This is a genomic window from Treponema sp. UBA7567 (assembly GCF_002476655.1).
Lineage (GTDB): Bacteria > Spirochaetota > Spirochaetia > Treponematales > Treponemataceae > Treponema_D.
On record NZ_DLLH01000016.1, the window covers coordinates 1 to 16777 of the forward strand.

15 protein-coding genes are annotated in these 16777 nt (G+C 38.2%); 8 read left to right on the plus strand and 7 right to left on the minus strand.

Going from position 1 to position 16777, the window contains the following annotated elements; genetic code table 11:
- Positions 1-590 (plus strand): class II fructose-bisphosphate aldolase (locus tag B3Y13_RS01400; protein ID WP_296692229.1); only part of this gene is annotated, 590 nt, incomplete at its 5' end.
- A 197-nt stretch (positions 591-787) separates the two neighbouring features.
- Here B3Y13_RS01400 and B3Y13_RS01405 read toward each other — a convergent pair.
- On the minus strand, positions 788-1408 hold the full coding sequence (locus B3Y13_RS01405; protein WP_296692232.1) for a hypothetical protein: 621 nt from the start codon (positions 1406-1408) through the stop codon (positions 788-790).
- Between the two features lie 167 nt (positions 1409-1575).
- Between B3Y13_RS01405 and infC the strand changes: the two genes are divergently transcribed.
- From infC to B3Y13_RS01435, 6 genes are read left to right on the plus strand one after another with little or no spacing between them, the layout of a single operon-like run.
- The gene (gene infC / locus B3Y13_RS01410; protein WP_288584162.1) at positions 1576-2103 is read left to right on the plus strand and encodes a translation initiation factor IF-3; all 528 of its coding nucleotides are present in this window, start codon (positions 1576-1578) and stop codon (positions 2101-2103) included.
- A 19-nt stretch (positions 2104-2122) separates the two neighbouring features.
- Complete coding sequence (gene rpmI, locus B3Y13_RS01415) at positions 2123-2323, plus strand: 50S ribosomal protein L35 (RefSeq protein WP_078930221.1); 201 nt, start codon at positions 2123-2125, stop codon at positions 2321-2323.
- 24 nt (positions 2324-2347) lie between these two features.
- Positions 2348-2707, plus strand: coding sequence for a 50S ribosomal protein L20 (rplT, locus tag B3Y13_RS01420; RefSeq protein ID WP_078930220.1), 360 nt, complete (start codon positions 2348-2350; stop codon positions 2705-2707).
- An 18-nt stretch (positions 2708-2725) separates the two neighbouring features.
- A complete protein-coding gene (gene zapB, locus B3Y13_RS01425) occupies positions 2726-3229 on the plus strand; it encodes a cell division protein ZapB (protein ID WP_296692234.1) in 504 nt (167 codons plus the stop codon).
- A gap of 20 nt (positions 3230-3249) precedes the next feature.
- The gene (locus tag B3Y13_RS01430) at positions 3250-3549 is read left to right on the plus strand and encodes a cell division protein ZapA (protein WP_296020130.1); all 300 of its coding nucleotides are present in this window, start codon (positions 3250-3252) and stop codon (positions 3547-3549) included.
- 10 nt (positions 3550-3559) lie between these two features.
- On the plus strand, positions 3560-4045 hold the full coding sequence (locus tag B3Y13_RS01435; RefSeq protein WP_296667613.1) for a DUF188 domain-containing protein: 486 nt from the start codon (positions 3560-3562) through the stop codon (positions 4043-4045).
- Positions 4046-4052: 7 nt separating this feature from the next.
- Here the strand turns inward: B3Y13_RS01435 and B3Y13_RS01440 are convergent, their stop codons facing one another.
- The 6 genes from B3Y13_RS01440 to B3Y13_RS01465 all read right to left on the minus strand — a co-directional run bounded on the left by B3Y13_RS01440 (position 4053) and on the right by B3Y13_RS01465 (position 13839).
- Positions 4053-5309 carry an HD family phosphohydrolase gene (locus B3Y13_RS01440; protein ID WP_296667611.1) on the minus strand — a complete coding sequence of 419 codons (1257 nt, stop codon included), beginning with the start codon at positions 5307-5309 and terminating at the stop codon, positions 4053-4055.
- A 70-nt stretch (positions 5310-5379) separates the two neighbouring features.
- On the minus strand, positions 5380-6216 hold the full coding sequence (locus tag B3Y13_RS01445) for an SAM-dependent methyltransferase (protein WP_296692235.1): 837 nt from the start codon (positions 6214-6216) through the stop codon (positions 5380-5382).
- 2 nt (positions 6217-6218) lie between these two features.
- Entirely contained in the window at positions 6219-7388 is a 1170-nt protein-coding gene (locus B3Y13_RS01450) for a glycoside hydrolase family 3 N-terminal domain-containing protein (protein WP_296692237.1), read from the minus strand.
- A 128-nt stretch (positions 7389-7516) separates the two neighbouring features.
- The gene (locus tag B3Y13_RS01455; RefSeq protein WP_296692239.1) at positions 7517-9556 is read right to left on the minus strand and encodes a methyl-accepting chemotaxis protein; all 2040 of its coding nucleotides are present in this window, start codon (positions 9554-9556) and stop codon (positions 7517-7519) included.
- Positions 9557-9792: 236 nt separating this feature from the next.
- Entirely contained in the window at positions 9793-11463 is a 1671-nt protein-coding gene (leuA, locus tag B3Y13_RS01460; RefSeq protein ID WP_296667603.1) for a 2-isopropylmalate synthase, read from the minus strand.
- A gap of 201 nt (positions 11464-11664) precedes the next feature.
- Positions 11665-13839: a DUF4954 family protein gene (locus B3Y13_RS01465; RefSeq protein ID WP_296692242.1), complete on the minus strand. Its 2175-nt coding sequence runs from the start codon at positions 13837-13839 to the stop codon at positions 11665-11667.
- A 139-nt stretch (positions 13840-13978) separates the two neighbouring features.
- Between B3Y13_RS01465 and B3Y13_RS01470 the strand changes: the two genes are divergently transcribed.
- Positions 13979-16777, plus strand: coding sequence for an insulinase family protein (locus tag B3Y13_RS01470; RefSeq protein WP_296692245.1), 2799 nt, complete (start codon positions 13979-13981; stop codon positions 16775-16777).

Here is a 16777-nt window from a genome sequence, read left to right on the forward strand (position 1 = left end):
AATTCGACGTTACCGTAGAAGCAGAGCTCGGCGTTCTTGCCGGAGTTGAAGACGAAGTAAGCGCGGCAGAAAGCCACTACACAAAACCGGAAGAAGTCGTAGACTTTACCCGCAAAACAGGCTGCGATTCCCTCGCAATCTCGATTGGAACTTCTCACGGCCGCTGCAAATTTACTCCGGAACAGTGCACCCGCAACGCCGACGGAATTTTAATTCCACCGCCGCTTGCCTTCGACGTTCTCGCGGAAATCGAAAAACAGCTTCCAGGATTTCCTATCGTACTGCACGGCTCATCTTCCGTGCCAATCCAGTATGTAAAAATGATTGAACAGTACGGCGGAAAAATTCCTGATTCAGTCGGAATTCCAGAAGAGCAGCTCAGGAAAGCGGCAAAATCCGCCGTTTGCAAAATCAACATCGACTCAGACGGACGCCTTGCAATGACAGCCATCATCCGCAAAGTTCTTGCAGAAAACCCGGGCGAATTTGACCCTAGAAAATACCTTGGGCCGGCCCGCGACGAGCTCAAAAAAATGTACATGCACAAAAACATCGACGTTTTAGGCTCAGCAGGACACGCGCTCGACTAGGATTTGCCACTTCTTAATAAAAAAAAGGCTGTTCAAAGCAAATGCTAATTTTTTACAGGCACTGCTTTTTACAGCCTTTTTGTTTTTTTCAGGCGCAAATTTTACCGTCCAGCGTTTCTCCGTGGTTCGGTAACCCTCAGTCCTTCGGACCGGCCTTGCCGCCACTGCGGAACGGAGCGCATCTTTCTAAAAAAAAACTATTTTTTCACCTTAAAACAAAATCTAAAAAGACACAAAACTGCAAAAACACCACAGGCAGAACCCCGGATCCACCAGTCAAAATCAAAATAATAAAGAGTCAAAACAAGCGAAGCAAAAACGGATTCGTCCAAAATCAAAAAAACGTTAAGCACACATTTTACAGACTTGTTTTTTAAATTCAAATAAAAAGCCTTGACATCAGTTTCGAGCGCAAAAACTTCAAAAAGGAACATCACCGGCAAAACAAAAAGCATAAAGAACGAAAGTTCCGCATTTTTTGTAAAAAGCCAAAATGGAACATAAACGCACAAAAAAGGAAGAAAAAAATACAAAAAGCCGTCAATTCGTACCCGCCATTCATCATTCGACCACAAAATAAAAAAAACAAAAAAAAGCGACGGAATAAAAAAGCTAAAAATCCACTGCAATAAAAAGAAAAACGCGGCATCAGTTCCCTGATACTCCGGAACAAAAATACAAAATTCAAAAATTGCACAAAGAGCACAACCGCTCAAAGCGCCAAAAAGCACAATTAAAAAACGGCTTTTTAAGTATTCAAAACCTAATTTCTTATAATCAGAACACGCTTTAAAAAAAGTTACTATTGGAAACAACAAAAAAGAAAACAAATACATAGATGCAATAAAAAATATCAGCAAAGTTCTATTTTTTCAATACAGCAGATACAAAAACAGAGAAAAAACAACTAGACAAAGAATCTCAGAATTTGATATTATGTAAAGACTTATTGATACAAGTGTTTTGTAAAACACTAGGAGGAACGTTGGCAGACATTAAAGGTTTAAGAATCAATGAACAGATTCGTGTTCGTGAAGTTCGTTTGATTGATGGTGAAGGTGAAAAGAGTGAAGTAAAAATTATTTCAACTCGCGACGCACTGGAATTAGCAAAAGAGAGAAATCTCGACCTTGTTGAAGTGTCCCCTAACGCAAATCCGCCGGTTTGCAAGATTCTTAACTTTGGTAAGTATCGGTACGAGCAGGAAAAAAGACTCCGTGATTCCCGCAAGAACCAAAAAGCCCTTAAGAATAAGGAAATCCGCATGCAGCCAAAAATCGGCGCAGGCGACCTTGACACTAAGGCAAAACATATTCAGGAATTCCTTGATGATGGTAACAAAGTAAAAGTAACGATTCGTTTCCGCGGACGTGAACTTGCCCACACAGAACTTGGATTTGATGTCCTGAAAGAAGTAGAAAAAAGACTTCGTGAAGGTTCATACGCAATTGAAAAGGCGCCAGCAATGGAAGGCCGTTTCATGTCGATGACCTTAAATTCGAAAGTCAAGTAAAGGAATGAGGTAAAGTAAAATGCCTAAGATGAAGACAAAGAAAGCCTCAGCTAAGAGATTCTCTCTTACTGGAACTGGCAAAGTAAAGTACAAGAAAATGAATCTTCGTCATATTTTGACTAAGAAATCACCAAAACGCAAAATGCACCTTCGTGGCGCTGGAATTCTTTCTGAAGATTCAGCAGCAAGAATCCGCAAACAGCAGCTTCCATACGGCTAATACCGTTAATTAAAGGAGAATAAAATGTCTAGAGCAATAGATGGAACAAAACGCAATAACCGCCGTTCAAAGATTCTTAAACTTGCAAGCGGATTTACTGGACGCCGCGGAACAAACTACAAAGCAGCAAAAGACGCTGTTGTAAAGGCTCTTCGCCACGCTTATGTTGACCGCCGAGACCGCAAAGGCGATTTCCGCCAGTTGTGGATTGCACGTATCAATGCAGCTGTTCGTGATGAAGGTCTTTCTTACTCACGCTTTATTGATGGGCTTAACAAAGCAGGTGTAACATTGAACCGAAAGGCTCTTTCAAACATGGCTATTGAAGACCCAGCAGCATTCAAAGCTGTTGTTGAAGTTGCAAAAAAAGCGCTCAGCAAATAATTTTACGGAGACGTAAAAATGATTTCACTCGATCAAGTCATTCTTCTTGAAGAAAAAGTAGAAAATGCTGTTGCGAAAATCGTACAGCTTAATGCAGAAAATGCTGCTTTGCGTAGAAAATGCGCAGAGCTCACAAACGCACTTTCAGCAAAAACGGAGCAATTTTCTAGTTTTCAGACAGATCAAGGCAAGATCGAGGAAGGAATTTTAAAGGCGCTTGAACGTTTAAATGCTGTAGAAAATGCAGTTCATACGGCAACAGCAGACGTTCAAGCGTCTGTACAAAAACAACCGCAAATACTAGTTCAGCAAGCAGACAAAACTACAGAACAAACTTCAATTCAAAATTCTTCCGAACAAAAAAATACAGAAAACAGTTCAATTCAAGATAAAGCAGTTCAGCACTCGTTTGATACAGCAATTCCAGTTCAGAACCAGCAGACAGAACAAGAAAATTCAGTTAAGAACGAAGAATCTTCTGAAAAAACAGAGACAATTCAGCCGTCATTTGATATTTTTTAATAAACCAAAAAGGCAGTTTAATGGGAACATTGAAAATAGAGCTTTTAGGAACATCTTTTTCAATAAAAGCAAGTGAAGATGATAACTATCTTAAAAAGTTGCTTGGCTATTATAAAAATATCGTAAACGAAATTCAAAAAAGTGGAATGTTAAAATCTGAACTCCATATTTCAATTCTCGCAGGAATAATGCTCTGCGACGAACTCTACAAAGAAAAATCAAAAAGTTCAGTTTCTCAAAAAACTTCGCTCAGCAACGAAAAAGCAGAAAAACTGACTTCCGAAATGATAAAAAAACTTGATCAGGTTTTAAAAGCATAGGTGCAAAAAAATGTATTCATTTTTCATCTGGATAGATGCCGATTCCTGCCCTCTTCCTGTAAAAAATTATGTAATCGACATAGCAAAAGCAAAAAACTTAAATGTTAATTTTGTCGCAAACCATGAAATTTCCCATCCAAAGAACAACCCTCTTTTTAAAATGATTGTCTGCGAAAAAAAAGAAGGTGCCGCCGATAATTTTATTTTTGAAAATGCAAAAAACAACGACATCGTAATTACAAGGGACATTCCATTTGCAGCACGGCTTGTAGAAAAAAAAATCTTCGTAATGAATGATCGCGGAACAGCTTTTACAAAAGACAATATACACGAACGCTTGAGTGAAAGAAATTTCAACCTCAACCTTGCACAGCTTGGGCTTTCAGAAAAAAATGCAAGCCGCTACGGAATTAGAGAATTAAAAAAATTTGCAGACTGTTTTGAGCGAAAAACAAGCCAGCTTATCGTAAACGAAAATTTTTCAAAAAAGAACTAAAAAAATATCAGTCAATATCCTCAGCAGAACCATTTGTTTCAAACGCAGAATTGATTGCAATAATACGATCTTTTATCTGCAAAAAAGCCATTACCAATGATGGATCAAACTGAGTTCCGGAAAGTTTTTCGATTTCAAAAAAAGAATCTTCCAAAGACCATGCGCTTTTATAAGCACGTTTATGGCTTAGAGCGTCAAAAACATCGGCAATCGAAACAATTCTCGCGGCAAGAGGAATTTCTTCGCCTTTTAAGGGTTTTGCCTGAGGGATAGCCATTCCAGGCTCATATTTTGAAAAATCAAAATCTCCAGGATAACCTTTATCCTGCCCGTCCCACCATTCATGGTGTCTCAAGGCAACATCTCGGCACATTTCTTCGAGGGCGGATTCAGGCTCATTAAAAATCAAGGCTCCAGCGCAAGTATGACCTTTCATAATATTACGTTCGTCGCAAGTTAACCGCGGCGTTATTTTTTTGAGAATTGCGTCCTGAACGGCAACTTTTCCAAAATCATGGCATTTTGCGGCAATCTTTAAATTATCACGGTATTTTTGCTGTTCAAGGAATGGAACATTATTATTCACTGCCCAGCGGTCATAAATTTCAATCGAAAACGAAGAAACCCTTTCGACATGCTTAAAAGTTTCTTTCGGATCTCGAAACTGTGCCATAAGTTGAAGTGATTTTATCATATTTCCGATAAGACGGGCATGTTCAAGAGCCTGAACCGCACTTGCCGCAAAATGCGTAATATAAAGTTCAGCATCAGAGTCAAAAGGAATTACATTTCCATTTTCATTCTGAGCATTTATAATCTGGAGAACTCCAAGAATTTTTCCGCTGGCAATTTTTAAAGGAATACAAAACATTGAAGTTGAACGATATCCAGTTTCTTCGTCAGTCGCTTTGTTGAACGAAAATGGCAAATCTTCAGAAAGATTATAAGCATCGGCAATATTTACAGATTTTCCGGAAACCACGCAGTAACCGGCAATTGATTTTTTTGAAATAGGAAAGGAAAAAGAAACATAAGGAATTTTTGAGCCCGCAGGAACAGTTTTTAACTGGGTGTCATTTTGTGCATATTTTATTCTTAAATTATTTCCTTCAACTACATAAATCGAGCCGGCATCTGCATGAACAATTTTTCTTGCTTCCGTTAAAATTCTTTCCAGCAGAACATCCAAATCTTGAATTTCATTTAGCATTCGTTCCATCTCAATAATGCTCTGAAGTTTCTGTTCCTTTGTAGTTGAAGCCATCTCTTTCCTCTTAATTTTTAAAATAAACCTCTACCATTTTAGCACTTAAACTTAAATTCTTCCATTATTTTTATTCTATTATGCCAATTTTATGCAAAAGTGAAAAATAAAGAGGTCCTGCTCCATTGCAAGTGTCTGGCAAAACATGGCTTCCAAACTCTGTTTTTTCGCCTTCAGGCAAAGTCGCATTGCAAAAGCTGCTTACATCTGAAGAAATTTTAGGTTCACAAATTTCCACATCGTCAAATTTTTTTAACAGTTTTTTTATGATATTGTCATTTTCGTCCGGATTAAGTGCACAGGTTGAATAAACCATATATCCGTCCACATTGAGCATGCGCCATGCAGAAGACAAAAGCGACCACTGGGCAATTGCAAGAGTTTTAATTCTCGATGGCGACCAGTCTTTTAAATAATTCAAATCGCAAAGAACATGCCTTTCGGAAGAACATGGAGCGTCGAGCAAAATTCGGTCAAATCTGTTTGATTCTGCAAGGCAAAGTGTAGCTCCATCTTTGCAAATTACATTGACACGTTTTTTTACATTTTCTGGAAGACAATTTTCCACAGAATGAAAAAGGCGGATTTTGCGCTCAGACGAACGTTCATTTGCCAAAAGCTCAGCATTTTTTTCCATGCAGCTTGCAAGGACAATTGTTTTTCCTCCAGGAGCGGCGCACATGTCCAAAACAGTCCTGGCATTTTTTAATGGAAGAGTTACTGCGGCGCGAACAGAAGCGCTGTCAAGAAAATAACTTTCGCTTCCGCCGGCATTAAATTCTGCAAGCTGATTTTTGCCGTAAAGAGACGGCTTCAACAAATTCCATCTTGAACCAAAAATTTCTGAATAATATGAATCAAAACCTTCGGCTCCAGAAAGTTTATTTTTTTTGTTTTTTTGTTTCATTCTTAAAAATCCGCGGCAACGACTTTAAAAGCTGGAATTTTCAGTTTTTTGCCGTCTGAATCAAAATCAAACTGCCTAAGTTCCAAAAGTCCGCCCTTAATTTTATATTCGATTATTTTTTGAACGCTTTTTTGAATTTTTTGATTAAACTCTTGAGATTCAGATGCTTTTTTGAGTAAAATTTTTGCAACAGAACCAAAACGTTTTTCGCTCAGCATAATTATATTAACACCGGCCTCAATCGCCCTAACCGCTGCATCTTCGCTCAAAAAACCATTGTCCGCCAAAGCGCCCATAAAAATATCATCGCTCAAAACAAGACCTTCAAACCCAAAATCTTCCCTCAAAACTTTTGTTACCCAAAATTCAGAAAGACAGGCAGGAATTGAAGAATCGCAATAAGAAAAGTCATCCTCAACGGTAACTCTGGCATGGCTCATAAGGACAGATGAAGACAAAGGAAGAAGTTTTTTAAACGGTTCAAGGAGTTCGTTTTTAAGCTCTTCTGAAGAAATTTTTATTTCAGGAAGACCTGTATGCGGATCGGTATTTGAATTTCCTGGAAAATGCTTTAAAACTGTCGCAATTTTTTGATTTTCAAAGGCATTTATCTCCAAAGGCGCATAAAAAAGAACTTTTTCAAGAGAACCAAAAGAGCGCGTATCCAAAAAATCGGAATTTTCCAAAGTTTCAACTTCAACAACAGGCGCAAGGTTCATATTAAAACCGAGTTCGGCCATTTGGCTAGCCTGATTTTCATAAATTTCGCGGGCTTTTACTTCATCGAAATTTTGAGAAATATATTTTTCTGAAGGAAAATTTCCGATAATTTTTCGGAGACGGTTGACTGAACCGCCTTCCTGATCAACCGCAATAAACGGAAGAACGTTGTTATTTTTTGAATAAAATGAATTTATAGAGTTTATAAACGAACGAACCTGCTCTTTAGAATCCGCAATATTGTAGCTAAAAAAAAGACAGCCGCCAGGAAGGAGAGGTTCGCCTTCGTTTTTTTTGCCATAAAGCGAACCTGTTTTTTCAACAGGAATATAATTTTTGTTTCCTTCTATATTGACCAAAAAAAGCTGAGAAATTCTTTCGCTTTCTGGCAACTTGTTTACAAACTGTTCAATTGCATTTTTTTTTGAATTTTGAACTGCAATTTCGAGCAATCTTTGCTTTTCCGATTTTGAAGCACAGGATAAGATAAAAAAGGAAGTCAAAAACAGTGGAGAAAATTTGAAAAATTTTTCCACTGCTTTTTTTGTTTTTTTTAAGCTTGAATAAAAATTCATAACGATTAAACTTTAAATTTGAGAAGCATTTCGTCAATTGCAGACATTGCATCTTTTGTTTTTAAAGCAAGTTCGCTTACAATCTGAGTTGCCTGGCTAATTTGTTTTGAACCGGCAGCCATTTCGTCCATACTTCCCATAACAGTTGAAGAAATCTGAGTTACGGATTCCATATCATTGTTAATTTTTACAAAACCGTCAGAAAGCAATTTTGAACTGTCATCAACAAGAACAGATTCATCCTTCATATTTCCAAGCGCCTCCAAAATCTGAGAAGAACCGCTTGTCTGCTCTTCCATAGCATTTGAAATCTGAGAAACGAGAGGATCAACGACATTTACCTGATTGTCGATATTTTCAAAACTTGACTGAGAAAGGTCAGAAAGACGTCCGCCTTCACTAATCAAATCTGTTATATCTTTGATATTTTCTTCAATGGCCTTTGCCTGCGCGCTAGAATTTTCTGCGAGCTTTCGAATTTCGTCCGCAACAACTGCAAATCCTTTTCCAGCTTCTCCAGCGTGAGCAGATTCAATCATCGCATTCATTGCAAGGAGGTTTGTCTGGGAAGAAATTGACTTGATTGTGTTATTTGCATCGGCAAGAACAAGAGATTTTTCTTCAACCTGCTTAATAACATCAGAACATGCCTTAACATTTTCTGCACCTTCTTTAATAAGTCTTTCAAGATCTGAGAACGAAGAAGACATTTTTTCGGTAGAATCAGTTACAGAATGAATATTTCCAATCATCTGTTCAATTGCGGCAGAAGATTCTGTAATATCAGAAGTCTGAGCAACAATGTTTTCCTTAAGTTTATTCATAGAATTGCTTGAATTTTCGATAACACCTGAAACATTTTGAACAGCGTTTACCTGATTTGAAGACTGATTTTTTACAGATTCAATATTTGCCATAATTTCGGCAGTGGCGCTTGCAGTTTCCTGAGAACTTGTACCAAGTTCCTGAATAACCGCCTTAATATCGGCAGCACGCAAATGCAAATCCTTCATCAGCTGCTGAAGCAAAGCCATAAATTTGTTTACACCAGAAGACAAATCTTCAAATTCATCGCCACCACGTTCTGGAAGACGAACAGAAAGATCAGCTTCTCCGCTCGAAAGATCAATAATCGCTTTATTTGTCCTTTTTAACGGTTTGTAAACGAAAATCCAGATAAGAATCAAAGTTACAACCATAACAACAACTGTGTTTATGATATTCGCAGCAAGGACGATTCTTTTTATGCCGCTGATAGATTTATAAATTCCTGTAGCTTTCTGAGCAACAAGAAGCTTACAATCATCAAGTTCGGAAAATTCCCAGCAGTGCGCAACATAAGCCGTAGAATCTATATTGTATTCTCCAACCCAAGTATCATCATCTTCCATATCGGAAAGAACGTCGGCAGGAACATTTTGTCCGACAAGAGTTTTTAGCGTAGACGCGACAACCTTATTTTTGTAGATAACCGCAACATCGCAGCCAACTTTTTCAGGCATACGATCCAAAAATTCAGAATCACTCAAATTAGTTGTAATTTCTACAGCAGCGACAACTTCACCGTTAACATANNTCGGACGGCAAGAATCAGTTGTCAAAAGCGAGCCAGAAATCATTTTCAAGTTAGAAACAGCATTTCCTTCCAACGCAGCATGAACATCGTCATTTACAACCGCGCCCTGAGCATATTCCGGAGGCGAAATCAGATTTCCGTCAGTATCAAAAATGGCTATAAACTCCAAATCAAGCGACTCAAAAGCCATTTTTGAAACTTCACTGACAGCATCCGCAGCATTATTCGCAAGAATTCCAGAAAAAAAACTAGAAGCAAAATCTGCAACGCTGTCGCCATAAACCAGCTCTTCATTTATAAGGTCTTCGACAATAAACCTGTCGCTGGCAACACTTGCCTGCATATTCTGAAGAAGCCTTGACGAAACTATTTTTGTGAGTCCAAAAACAAGCATCATTGCCGAAATAGTCAAAACAAGAATAACAGGACAAACCAACTTAAAAAAAATTGAGCGAATACGAATTTTCATTTATATACCTTTGTTACGATTTTATCTAAATGCTATGCAAGTGTCAAAAAAAAGTTGATATATCAAAAAAGTTTTAATTTTTTGCAGGACGACACATTTCTTAAAAAAAATATCCGGCGTTTTGCCAGACATTTTTCTCAAAAACCGGCTGCTACAGGTTCGCTCACGCTCATTGCCGCGGCAGAACGTTTCATCGTTTTGCCGCGGCAACTAAAGCCTTTCGCATCCGGCGTAAGCTATTGGTTTAAGGCAGAAACAACAGCCGCAATTCCCGCTCTTCCAACGTTGCTTGATTTTCCTACACCCCAAACTTGTTTTCCGTTTTCTTCCATAATCTGAACATAAGCAATAGCCGAAGTATCAGAACCTTCGCCAACAGAATGTTCGTGGAAAGCAGCAATATTAAAGTTAGGAATTTTTGTTTCACGGAGGGCGGCAACAAAGGCATCGAGAGGCCCGTTTCCTTTTGCACCTATAGAAACTTGTTCTCCATTGCATTTTATTACGCCACGGACAGAAACAACTTCTTCCGAACCAGAGCTTCCAATCATTGTCGTTGCAAGATCAATAATTTCGAGACGAGATTTATTCTCAAGCCACTGCTTCTCAAAAAAGCGCAAAATTTCTTCAGGCTTAAGCTCACGCTGAGCTTTGTCGCTTTCCGCCTTTATCAAATTTCCAACTGCCGGCTGCATTGCCTTTGGAACAGCATAGCCAAAATTGTGCTCCAGAATAAAACTTGCGCCTCCCTTTCCGGACTGAGAATTGATTCTGATAATACCTTCGTATTTGCGGCCAATATCTTTCGGATCAATAAGAAGATACGGAACATCCCAAACTGCGTCTTTTGGCATTTTATCGCGGGCAGAAAGTCCTTTTGCAATAGCATCCTGATGTCCGCCAGAAAGCGCCGTGTATGCAAGACCGCCGGCATAAGGAGTACGGGGAGGAATATCCATTTTTGTAAATTCCTGATAAGAATCCGCAATTTCAGGCAAATCAGAAAAATCAAGCTTAGGATCAACGCCTTCTGCAAACATATTGAGGGCGACAGTCACAATGTCAAGGTTTCCAGTACGTTCACCGTTTCCAAAAAGACAACCTTCAACACGGTCAGCACCAGCCATAAGGGCAAGCTCGCACGAAGCAACTCCTGTTCCGCGGTCATTGTGGCAGTGTGTCGAAATTACAACATTTTCGCGGTCAGAAATATGCTCAGCAAAGTATTCAATTGAATCTGCATAAACATTCGCGGTATAGCACTCAACTGTAGTCGGCAGATTAAAGATGATTTTTTTGTCAGGACTTGTTCCCCATTCTTTTTTTACGGCTTCGCAGATTTCAACTGCATAGTCAAGTTCTGTCATTGAAAAACTTTCTGGAGAATATTCAAGGCGAATTTTATTTCGCTCTTCCTCCGGTAAATCTTTCATGCATTCTTTTATGCACTTTACACCGTCAACAGCAATTTTTATGATTTCTTCTTTTGATTTATTAAAAGTATATTTGCGCTGAGCCGGAGATGTCGAATTATAAATATGGAAGATAACATTCGGCGCACCTTTAATTGCTTCCATTGTGCGGCGGATTAAATGCTCACGGGCCTGGCACAAAACCTGAATCGAAACATCGTCAGGAATATGATTTTCTTCGATAAGACGGCGACAGAATTCAAATTCAGTATCGCTCGCAGACGGAAAACAAATTTCAATTTCCTTAAAGCCGATTTTTACAAGAAGGTCAAAATACGCCAGTTTTGTCTCAACTCCCATCGGGTCGATTAAAGCCTGATTTCCATCGCGCAAATCAACTGAACACCAAACAGGTGCTTTTGTAATGCGCTGATCCGGCCACTTTCTGTTCTTCAATGCCGGCTGAATAACCGGTCTGTACTTTGATGCGTTCATTTTTCCCCCTATAATCCGCAAAAATATTCATTGGATAAAAAAAAGACCCGGCGCCTAAAGCACCAGGTCTTCTAAATGCAAAAATAATATTCTACACTACCCGATTTGCTTAGGCCCTAACGAGAAAAGTTTCTAGCTGTAGAAGTAGTGATAAAGAATTCATATTTTTATTATGCAGTTTTACAAAAAAAATTGCAAGACTTAATCTATATTAAAGAGATTAAGCAAGGCTTCATTAAATCTTTGAGTTTTCTCTTTCATTTCTGTCAAAAATTCATTGTCTTCAATTTTTCCAAGAACTGCCGACATTTCCTCGTCATTGCGGAAAGTAATTTTTCTAAATTCATCGGTAAAGTCTTTCTCGCGGGACGAATGTGCCGCATTCATCATTTCGTTGCTCACCAAAACAACATCGCTGATAATATCGTTGAAAATTTCTGGAGTAAAGTTCCGCACTTTCATCGAATAAAGCCTTTCCAAAAGGTAAATTGCATAGTTTGTCCGGTAAATCAGATATTCTTTTTCGCATTTGTCGTAAAAATCGTGAACTTGCCGCCAGTTTTCAATTTTGTGAGATTTTATATTTTCAAAAAGCTCTTCAATTTTTTTCTGAGGAATTATCTGGCCTCCAACATTGAGCCATTGCGTATAAAGCGGAAACTGAGTCGTAATAACTTTTAATTCTTCGCGATCAATCTGAGTATTGTAAAGCGTGCAGTAGTCAACAAGAACAGAACAGGCAAAATACTTGACGATTTTTCGGTACATTTTATATGCGCGAATCGGCTTGTGAATTTCCGCTCCGTATTTTTTTTGAGCTTCAGGGTCGCACAATGTAACTTCAACGCCAGAATTTTGATGGAGAAAATCTTTTGTAACATTATAAAGCTCTTCCGGCGATTTTGCGTTTACGGCTTTTTCCAAACCTTTTTTTACAAGATATTCTCCAGTCAGCTCAATTATCCGGCTGAGCGCAGATACAACTTCCTGAATTGAATCCGGCGCAAGAGGATCTGTTTCGATGTGCTGAACTTTTACAAAACGTTTGTCGCGCTTAAAGAATTTTGACTTGTTGCGAGAAATTGCATACATATTGTACAAAAACCAGTATGCAGGAATAATCGTTATACATTTTTGGTTGCCGTTCGATGCAACGAGAGAAAAAGGATATTTTATGTTCAGTTCGTTCTGATAACTTCCCTTTGAAACAAGTGTAAAGCTTGCAAAACGGGAATTATGCTTAAAATCAGAACAAAGTCCCGGCCAAAAACCTCTTCCTGCAAACATTTCGCCGTCAGGAGAGCGAGAATTGTGGTTTGAGCCGATTGTAGCTCCAGAAGCAATGTTCGACTGACCGCAAATTGTAGAAGCAATAAGAAACGAAGAATTATGATGCTGCTCATGAAATGGAAAAATCAAATTATTTAAAATTTCGCAGCAACTTACGGTAGAATTATCGCCCAAAACAGAATTCAAAAGCCTTGCTCCGTATTTTAACTGACAGTTTCTGCCGATTATAAACCTTACGGCAACCGCCTGATAAAATACTTTTGAACCAAATCCTAGAATTCCGTTTACAAGCTCAACGCCTTCACCAATCTGGCTCGGCTCATCTTCGCTCGAAAGAACAGTAATGTTTTTTAACTTGAGCGCGCCTTTTATATAGCAATGCGCGCCGATTTTTGCGTCTTTTATCAAAGTCGAATTTTTTATTACGGCATCATTTTCAACAATTCCAAAAGAGTCGAGTTCTTTTGACTGGCCATACTCGGTAAGTTCAACAAAACGCTTCTGCAATTCAGAATCTTCTCTATAGCGGCTCCAAATGTAGGCGTCGGCAGGAATCATGCCTTCAAAAGGCAAGACCGCCCTTCCGTCATTTTCGTTTCCAACTCCAATCCATACGCGGACTTTTTCAGATTCGCCGTTTTTTAAAATTCCATTGCCGAATTTTGAATGGTTTGTGCAGCTCATTTCCTGCACGTTAAAAATAATAGAGCGCGTACCGATTCTGTAATTTAAAAGATAGGCAACATTTCTTATTGCAACATCATCCTCCAAAACAACATTTTCCACATAAGAACTGTAAATTCCAGTTTCGAGAACGAGATCGTGAAATTTCAAGGTTGAAGGAACAAGCCTGCCCAAAATTAAAAAACCATGGATTTCTGAAGAACGGATTAAGCCCGCGTCAAACTCTCCGTCCCTTGCGGAAACAAAAATGTTCTGCCACAAACTGTCGCTGTTTGTATTTCCGTTTGCTTTTAAAACTGCAATTTCCTGCTCAGTCAAATGTCTTTTCGACTTTAAAATTTCAGCAAGATTTTCAGGAATTTTTGTTTCTGTTTTTTTTTCTTTTAATGTAATTACCGGCATTTTTCCGTCATCCTCTTCTCCGCAATAAAATGCTTCTAAAAACCGCAGTTTTTAGAAATTCGATGAATTTTAACTTTTTTATTCTACAGAAAATATCAAAAAAATAGAACTGTTCGGCTAAATCTTCTATAATTGAGCTATGAAATTTTCTTCAATTTTTTGCAATTCTTTCAAAACAAAAAAAAAATTTGCAGGAATTCTATTTTTTTTGAATGCAGTTTTTTTATTTTCATTTTCTCAAAACGACATAAAAACATTCACGCTCGAAAACGGTTTTAAAATCTTTTTTTTGGAAGACGAAGCGACTGCCACAGTCAGAATCGAACTGAACATAAAAGCCGGAACAAAAAGACAAAATCCACAAAATGCCGGATTTTTTTCGCTTTATGCAAACCTTTTGGGACTCGAAATTTCACCAGACTGTGTAAAAATCGAAAAGACAGCGGCTCCTGCCCAAACCGAAAAAATTTTCATTGACTTTGCAGAATATTTTAAGCCGAATTTTATCTCCGACAAAAAACTGAACGAAGAACTAAAAAAATCCCAGCTTTCTCTTAAGGAATTTGTTTCTTCAACAGAAGGATTTATAAACCAGGCAATCGACAGCAGAATTCTTTATGAAGAGCCGTGGAAAACCGAAAACGGAATTTTCCCACAAAATTTTAATTCACTTTCAATAAACGAAGCGCGCACAATTTTAACTCAAATTCAAGATGAATATTACAGTCCGCAAAACGCAATTCTCTACATAAGCGGCAACATAACAGAAAAGACAGCCCTTTCCCTGGCAAAAAAATATTTTGAAAAGCCAGTCCGCCGCTCACAAAATCATTTTTCCGAAGAAAAAAAATTTAAAATTCCGGAAAATCAAAAAATTCAGAAAAAATTTGTAATTACAGACGACCAGCTTTCGCCGGATTTGACGCAGATTGTCCTTCAATACACGGATTTTTTTCCAGAAGAAGCAGAATTGATGGCTGCCGTTTTTAACAAAAATAATTCGTCTTTTAAAAAATTGCTTTTAAAACAAAGAAATCTTGCAATCCGCTCTCCAGAATATATGGACGTTTCGTCCGTTCCGCAAAACAGCCGCGAAAAACTCATAATTCAGGCAATTTGCGAAAAAACAAAGGTTGGACCTGCGGTTCAGGGAGAACTTTTTTTAGAAATGTCGCGGGAAAAAGAGAGAATTTCCTCTCAAGAAGCAGAATCCGTTCTCCGGGAAATAAACAGTTCATTCGCAAAAATTTCTGACAACTCTACGCTTCTTATGAAAAATCTTGCAATTTTTAACCGGACAAGCGGCGGTCTGGCGGAAGATTTTTTTTCCAAAAACGACAAATTGAATTCGATTTCTGCCGAAAAACTCAACGAATCATACGAAAATTCAAAACCTTACGTTTTTATTCTTTGCAATACAAAAAATTACACAAAATATTCGGATGAATTTAAAAAATACGGTTACGAAAGAATTACCCAAAAAAACGGCGCATGGTATCTTTTGCCACAATACAAAAATTTTATAAATGGACAAAATTTGCAAAATAAAAAAGAAAAATCGCCGTCAGAAGAAGATTTTAACTTTTCTGCCAGACGATTTATTCAAAAAAGCAGGGAAGAATTCTCCCAATTCACCTTAAAAAACGGAATTCCAGTAACAATAAAAAGCTCTTCTTCAAAAAATACAGCGACCGTAATGCTTTCGATTGCCGGAGGAGAACTGCTTTTTGCAGAAAAAAATGCCGGACTTGCTTCTGTGCTGACAAATTCGCTTTCGGCAATGATTCAATGGCAAATGGACGAACTTTACAAAACCGGAAAACTAAATTCGCAGGCAAGCGTAAATGCCCGGACAAATTCAGAGGATTCCGTTTTGACGGTGAACTGCTCAGCAAAAGACATTAACACCTGCCTCGAAACAATGGCTTACTGCACGATTTTTGGCGACATCAGTCCGGCCCTTGCAGACGGAATCAGTTACGATCTGCGCGCACAATGGCGAATAAAAACAGGTTCTGCGGATTTTCAGCTTTTGTGCGAAGCCGTACGGACAATATACGAAAAACCAGTTTCCGCTCTTTACGAAGACACAAAAGACAAACCGGCCCAGATGGAATTTACAGAAATTCAAGCCGCATATCCAAAAATTTTGGACTGCACCAGATTTTCGATTATTTTGACTGGAGGAATTCATCAGACAAAAGAATTAAAAGCCTCGTTAAATTCAACTTTTGGAGAACTAAAAAGTCTTTCACAAACACAAAACATTCAGTTAAAGGTAAAAAAACTTCCGCTTCCAAAAAAAATAAAGAGAATTCCGCTCCGTCACCAGTTTTTTACGGACGTAAGCGCCGACAAGGCAGGACCTAGACCTGCGATTTTAATTCCGACGACAGATTTTTCTGACCCTCTTTTGTTTATGCTCGAAGCGCCAGACATCTCTTCGACCGACAATGCGATTTTTAACGCGCTTCTCTATTTTTTAAAAGACAGTCTTCAAAAAAAACTTGAAGAATTTGTGCAGGAAGTAAAAGTTTTTCCAGCAGATTCGGATTTGCCTTATGCACAAATCGTAATTACAAAAATCAAGCACTATCTTCAGACCGAAAAAATTTACGAGCAGACTATAAAAGAAATTTCTCAGGAACTCAAAAAAATAATAAATACTGACACACAAGGGGTTAAAGATTTAGAAAAAAATGATTTTTTAGCTAAGCTTGAAAATCTGTGGATTATAAATGAACTCGAAAAAACTTCAACAAATGAAGGAACGGCATTTTTAATTCAAAAAGGTCTTGCATCCGGCAATCCAGAGTTATATTTAGATCAATACGAAGCAGTAAACAAGGCAACGGCAGAAGATTACTATCTTGTTTTTAGTTCGTATCTGGAGAATTTTCCGCGGATGAGAATTTATTCTGCTGACACAAAAAAATAA

Bases quoted from the DNA above. Each gene is read 5' to 3' on its own strand.
- B3Y13_RS01440 (WP_296667611.1), bottom strand. From the start codon at position 5,309: ATGGCTTCAACTACAAAGGAACAGAAACTTCAGAGCATTATTGAGATG.
- B3Y13_RS01435 (WP_296667613.1), top strand. From the start codon at position 3,560: ATGTATTCATTTTTCATCTGGATAGATGCCGATTCCTGCCCTCTTCCT.
- zapB (WP_296692234.1), top strand. From the start codon at position 2,726: ATGATTTCACTCGATCAAGTCATTCTTCTTGAAGAAAAAGTAGAAAAT.
- rplT (WP_078930220.1), top strand. From the start codon at position 2,348: ATGTCTAGAGCAATAGATGGAACAAAACGCAATAACCGCCGTTCAAAG.
- leuA (WP_296667603.1), bottom strand. From the start codon at position 11,463: ATGAACGCATCAAAGTACAGACCGGTTATTCAGCCGGCATTGAAGAAC.
- B3Y13_RS01465 (WP_296692242.1), bottom strand. From the start codon at position 13,839: ATGCCGGTAATTACATTAAAAGAAAAAAAAACAGAAACAAAAATTCCT.
- rpmI (WP_078930221.1), top strand. From the start codon at position 2,123: ATGCCTAAGATGAAGACAAAGAAAGCCTCAGCTAAGAGATTCTCTCTT.
- B3Y13_RS01470 (WP_296692245.1), top strand. From the start codon at position 13,979: ATGAAATTTTCTTCAATTTTTTGCAATTCTTTCAAAACAAAAAAAAAA.
- B3Y13_RS01430 (WP_296020130.1), top strand. From the start codon at position 3,250: ATGGGAACATTGAAAATAGAGCTTTTAGGAACATCTTTTTCAATAAAA.
- B3Y13_RS01445 (WP_296692235.1), bottom strand. From the start codon at position 6,216: ATGAAACAAAAAAACAAAAAAAATAAACTTTCTGGAGCCGAAGGTTTT.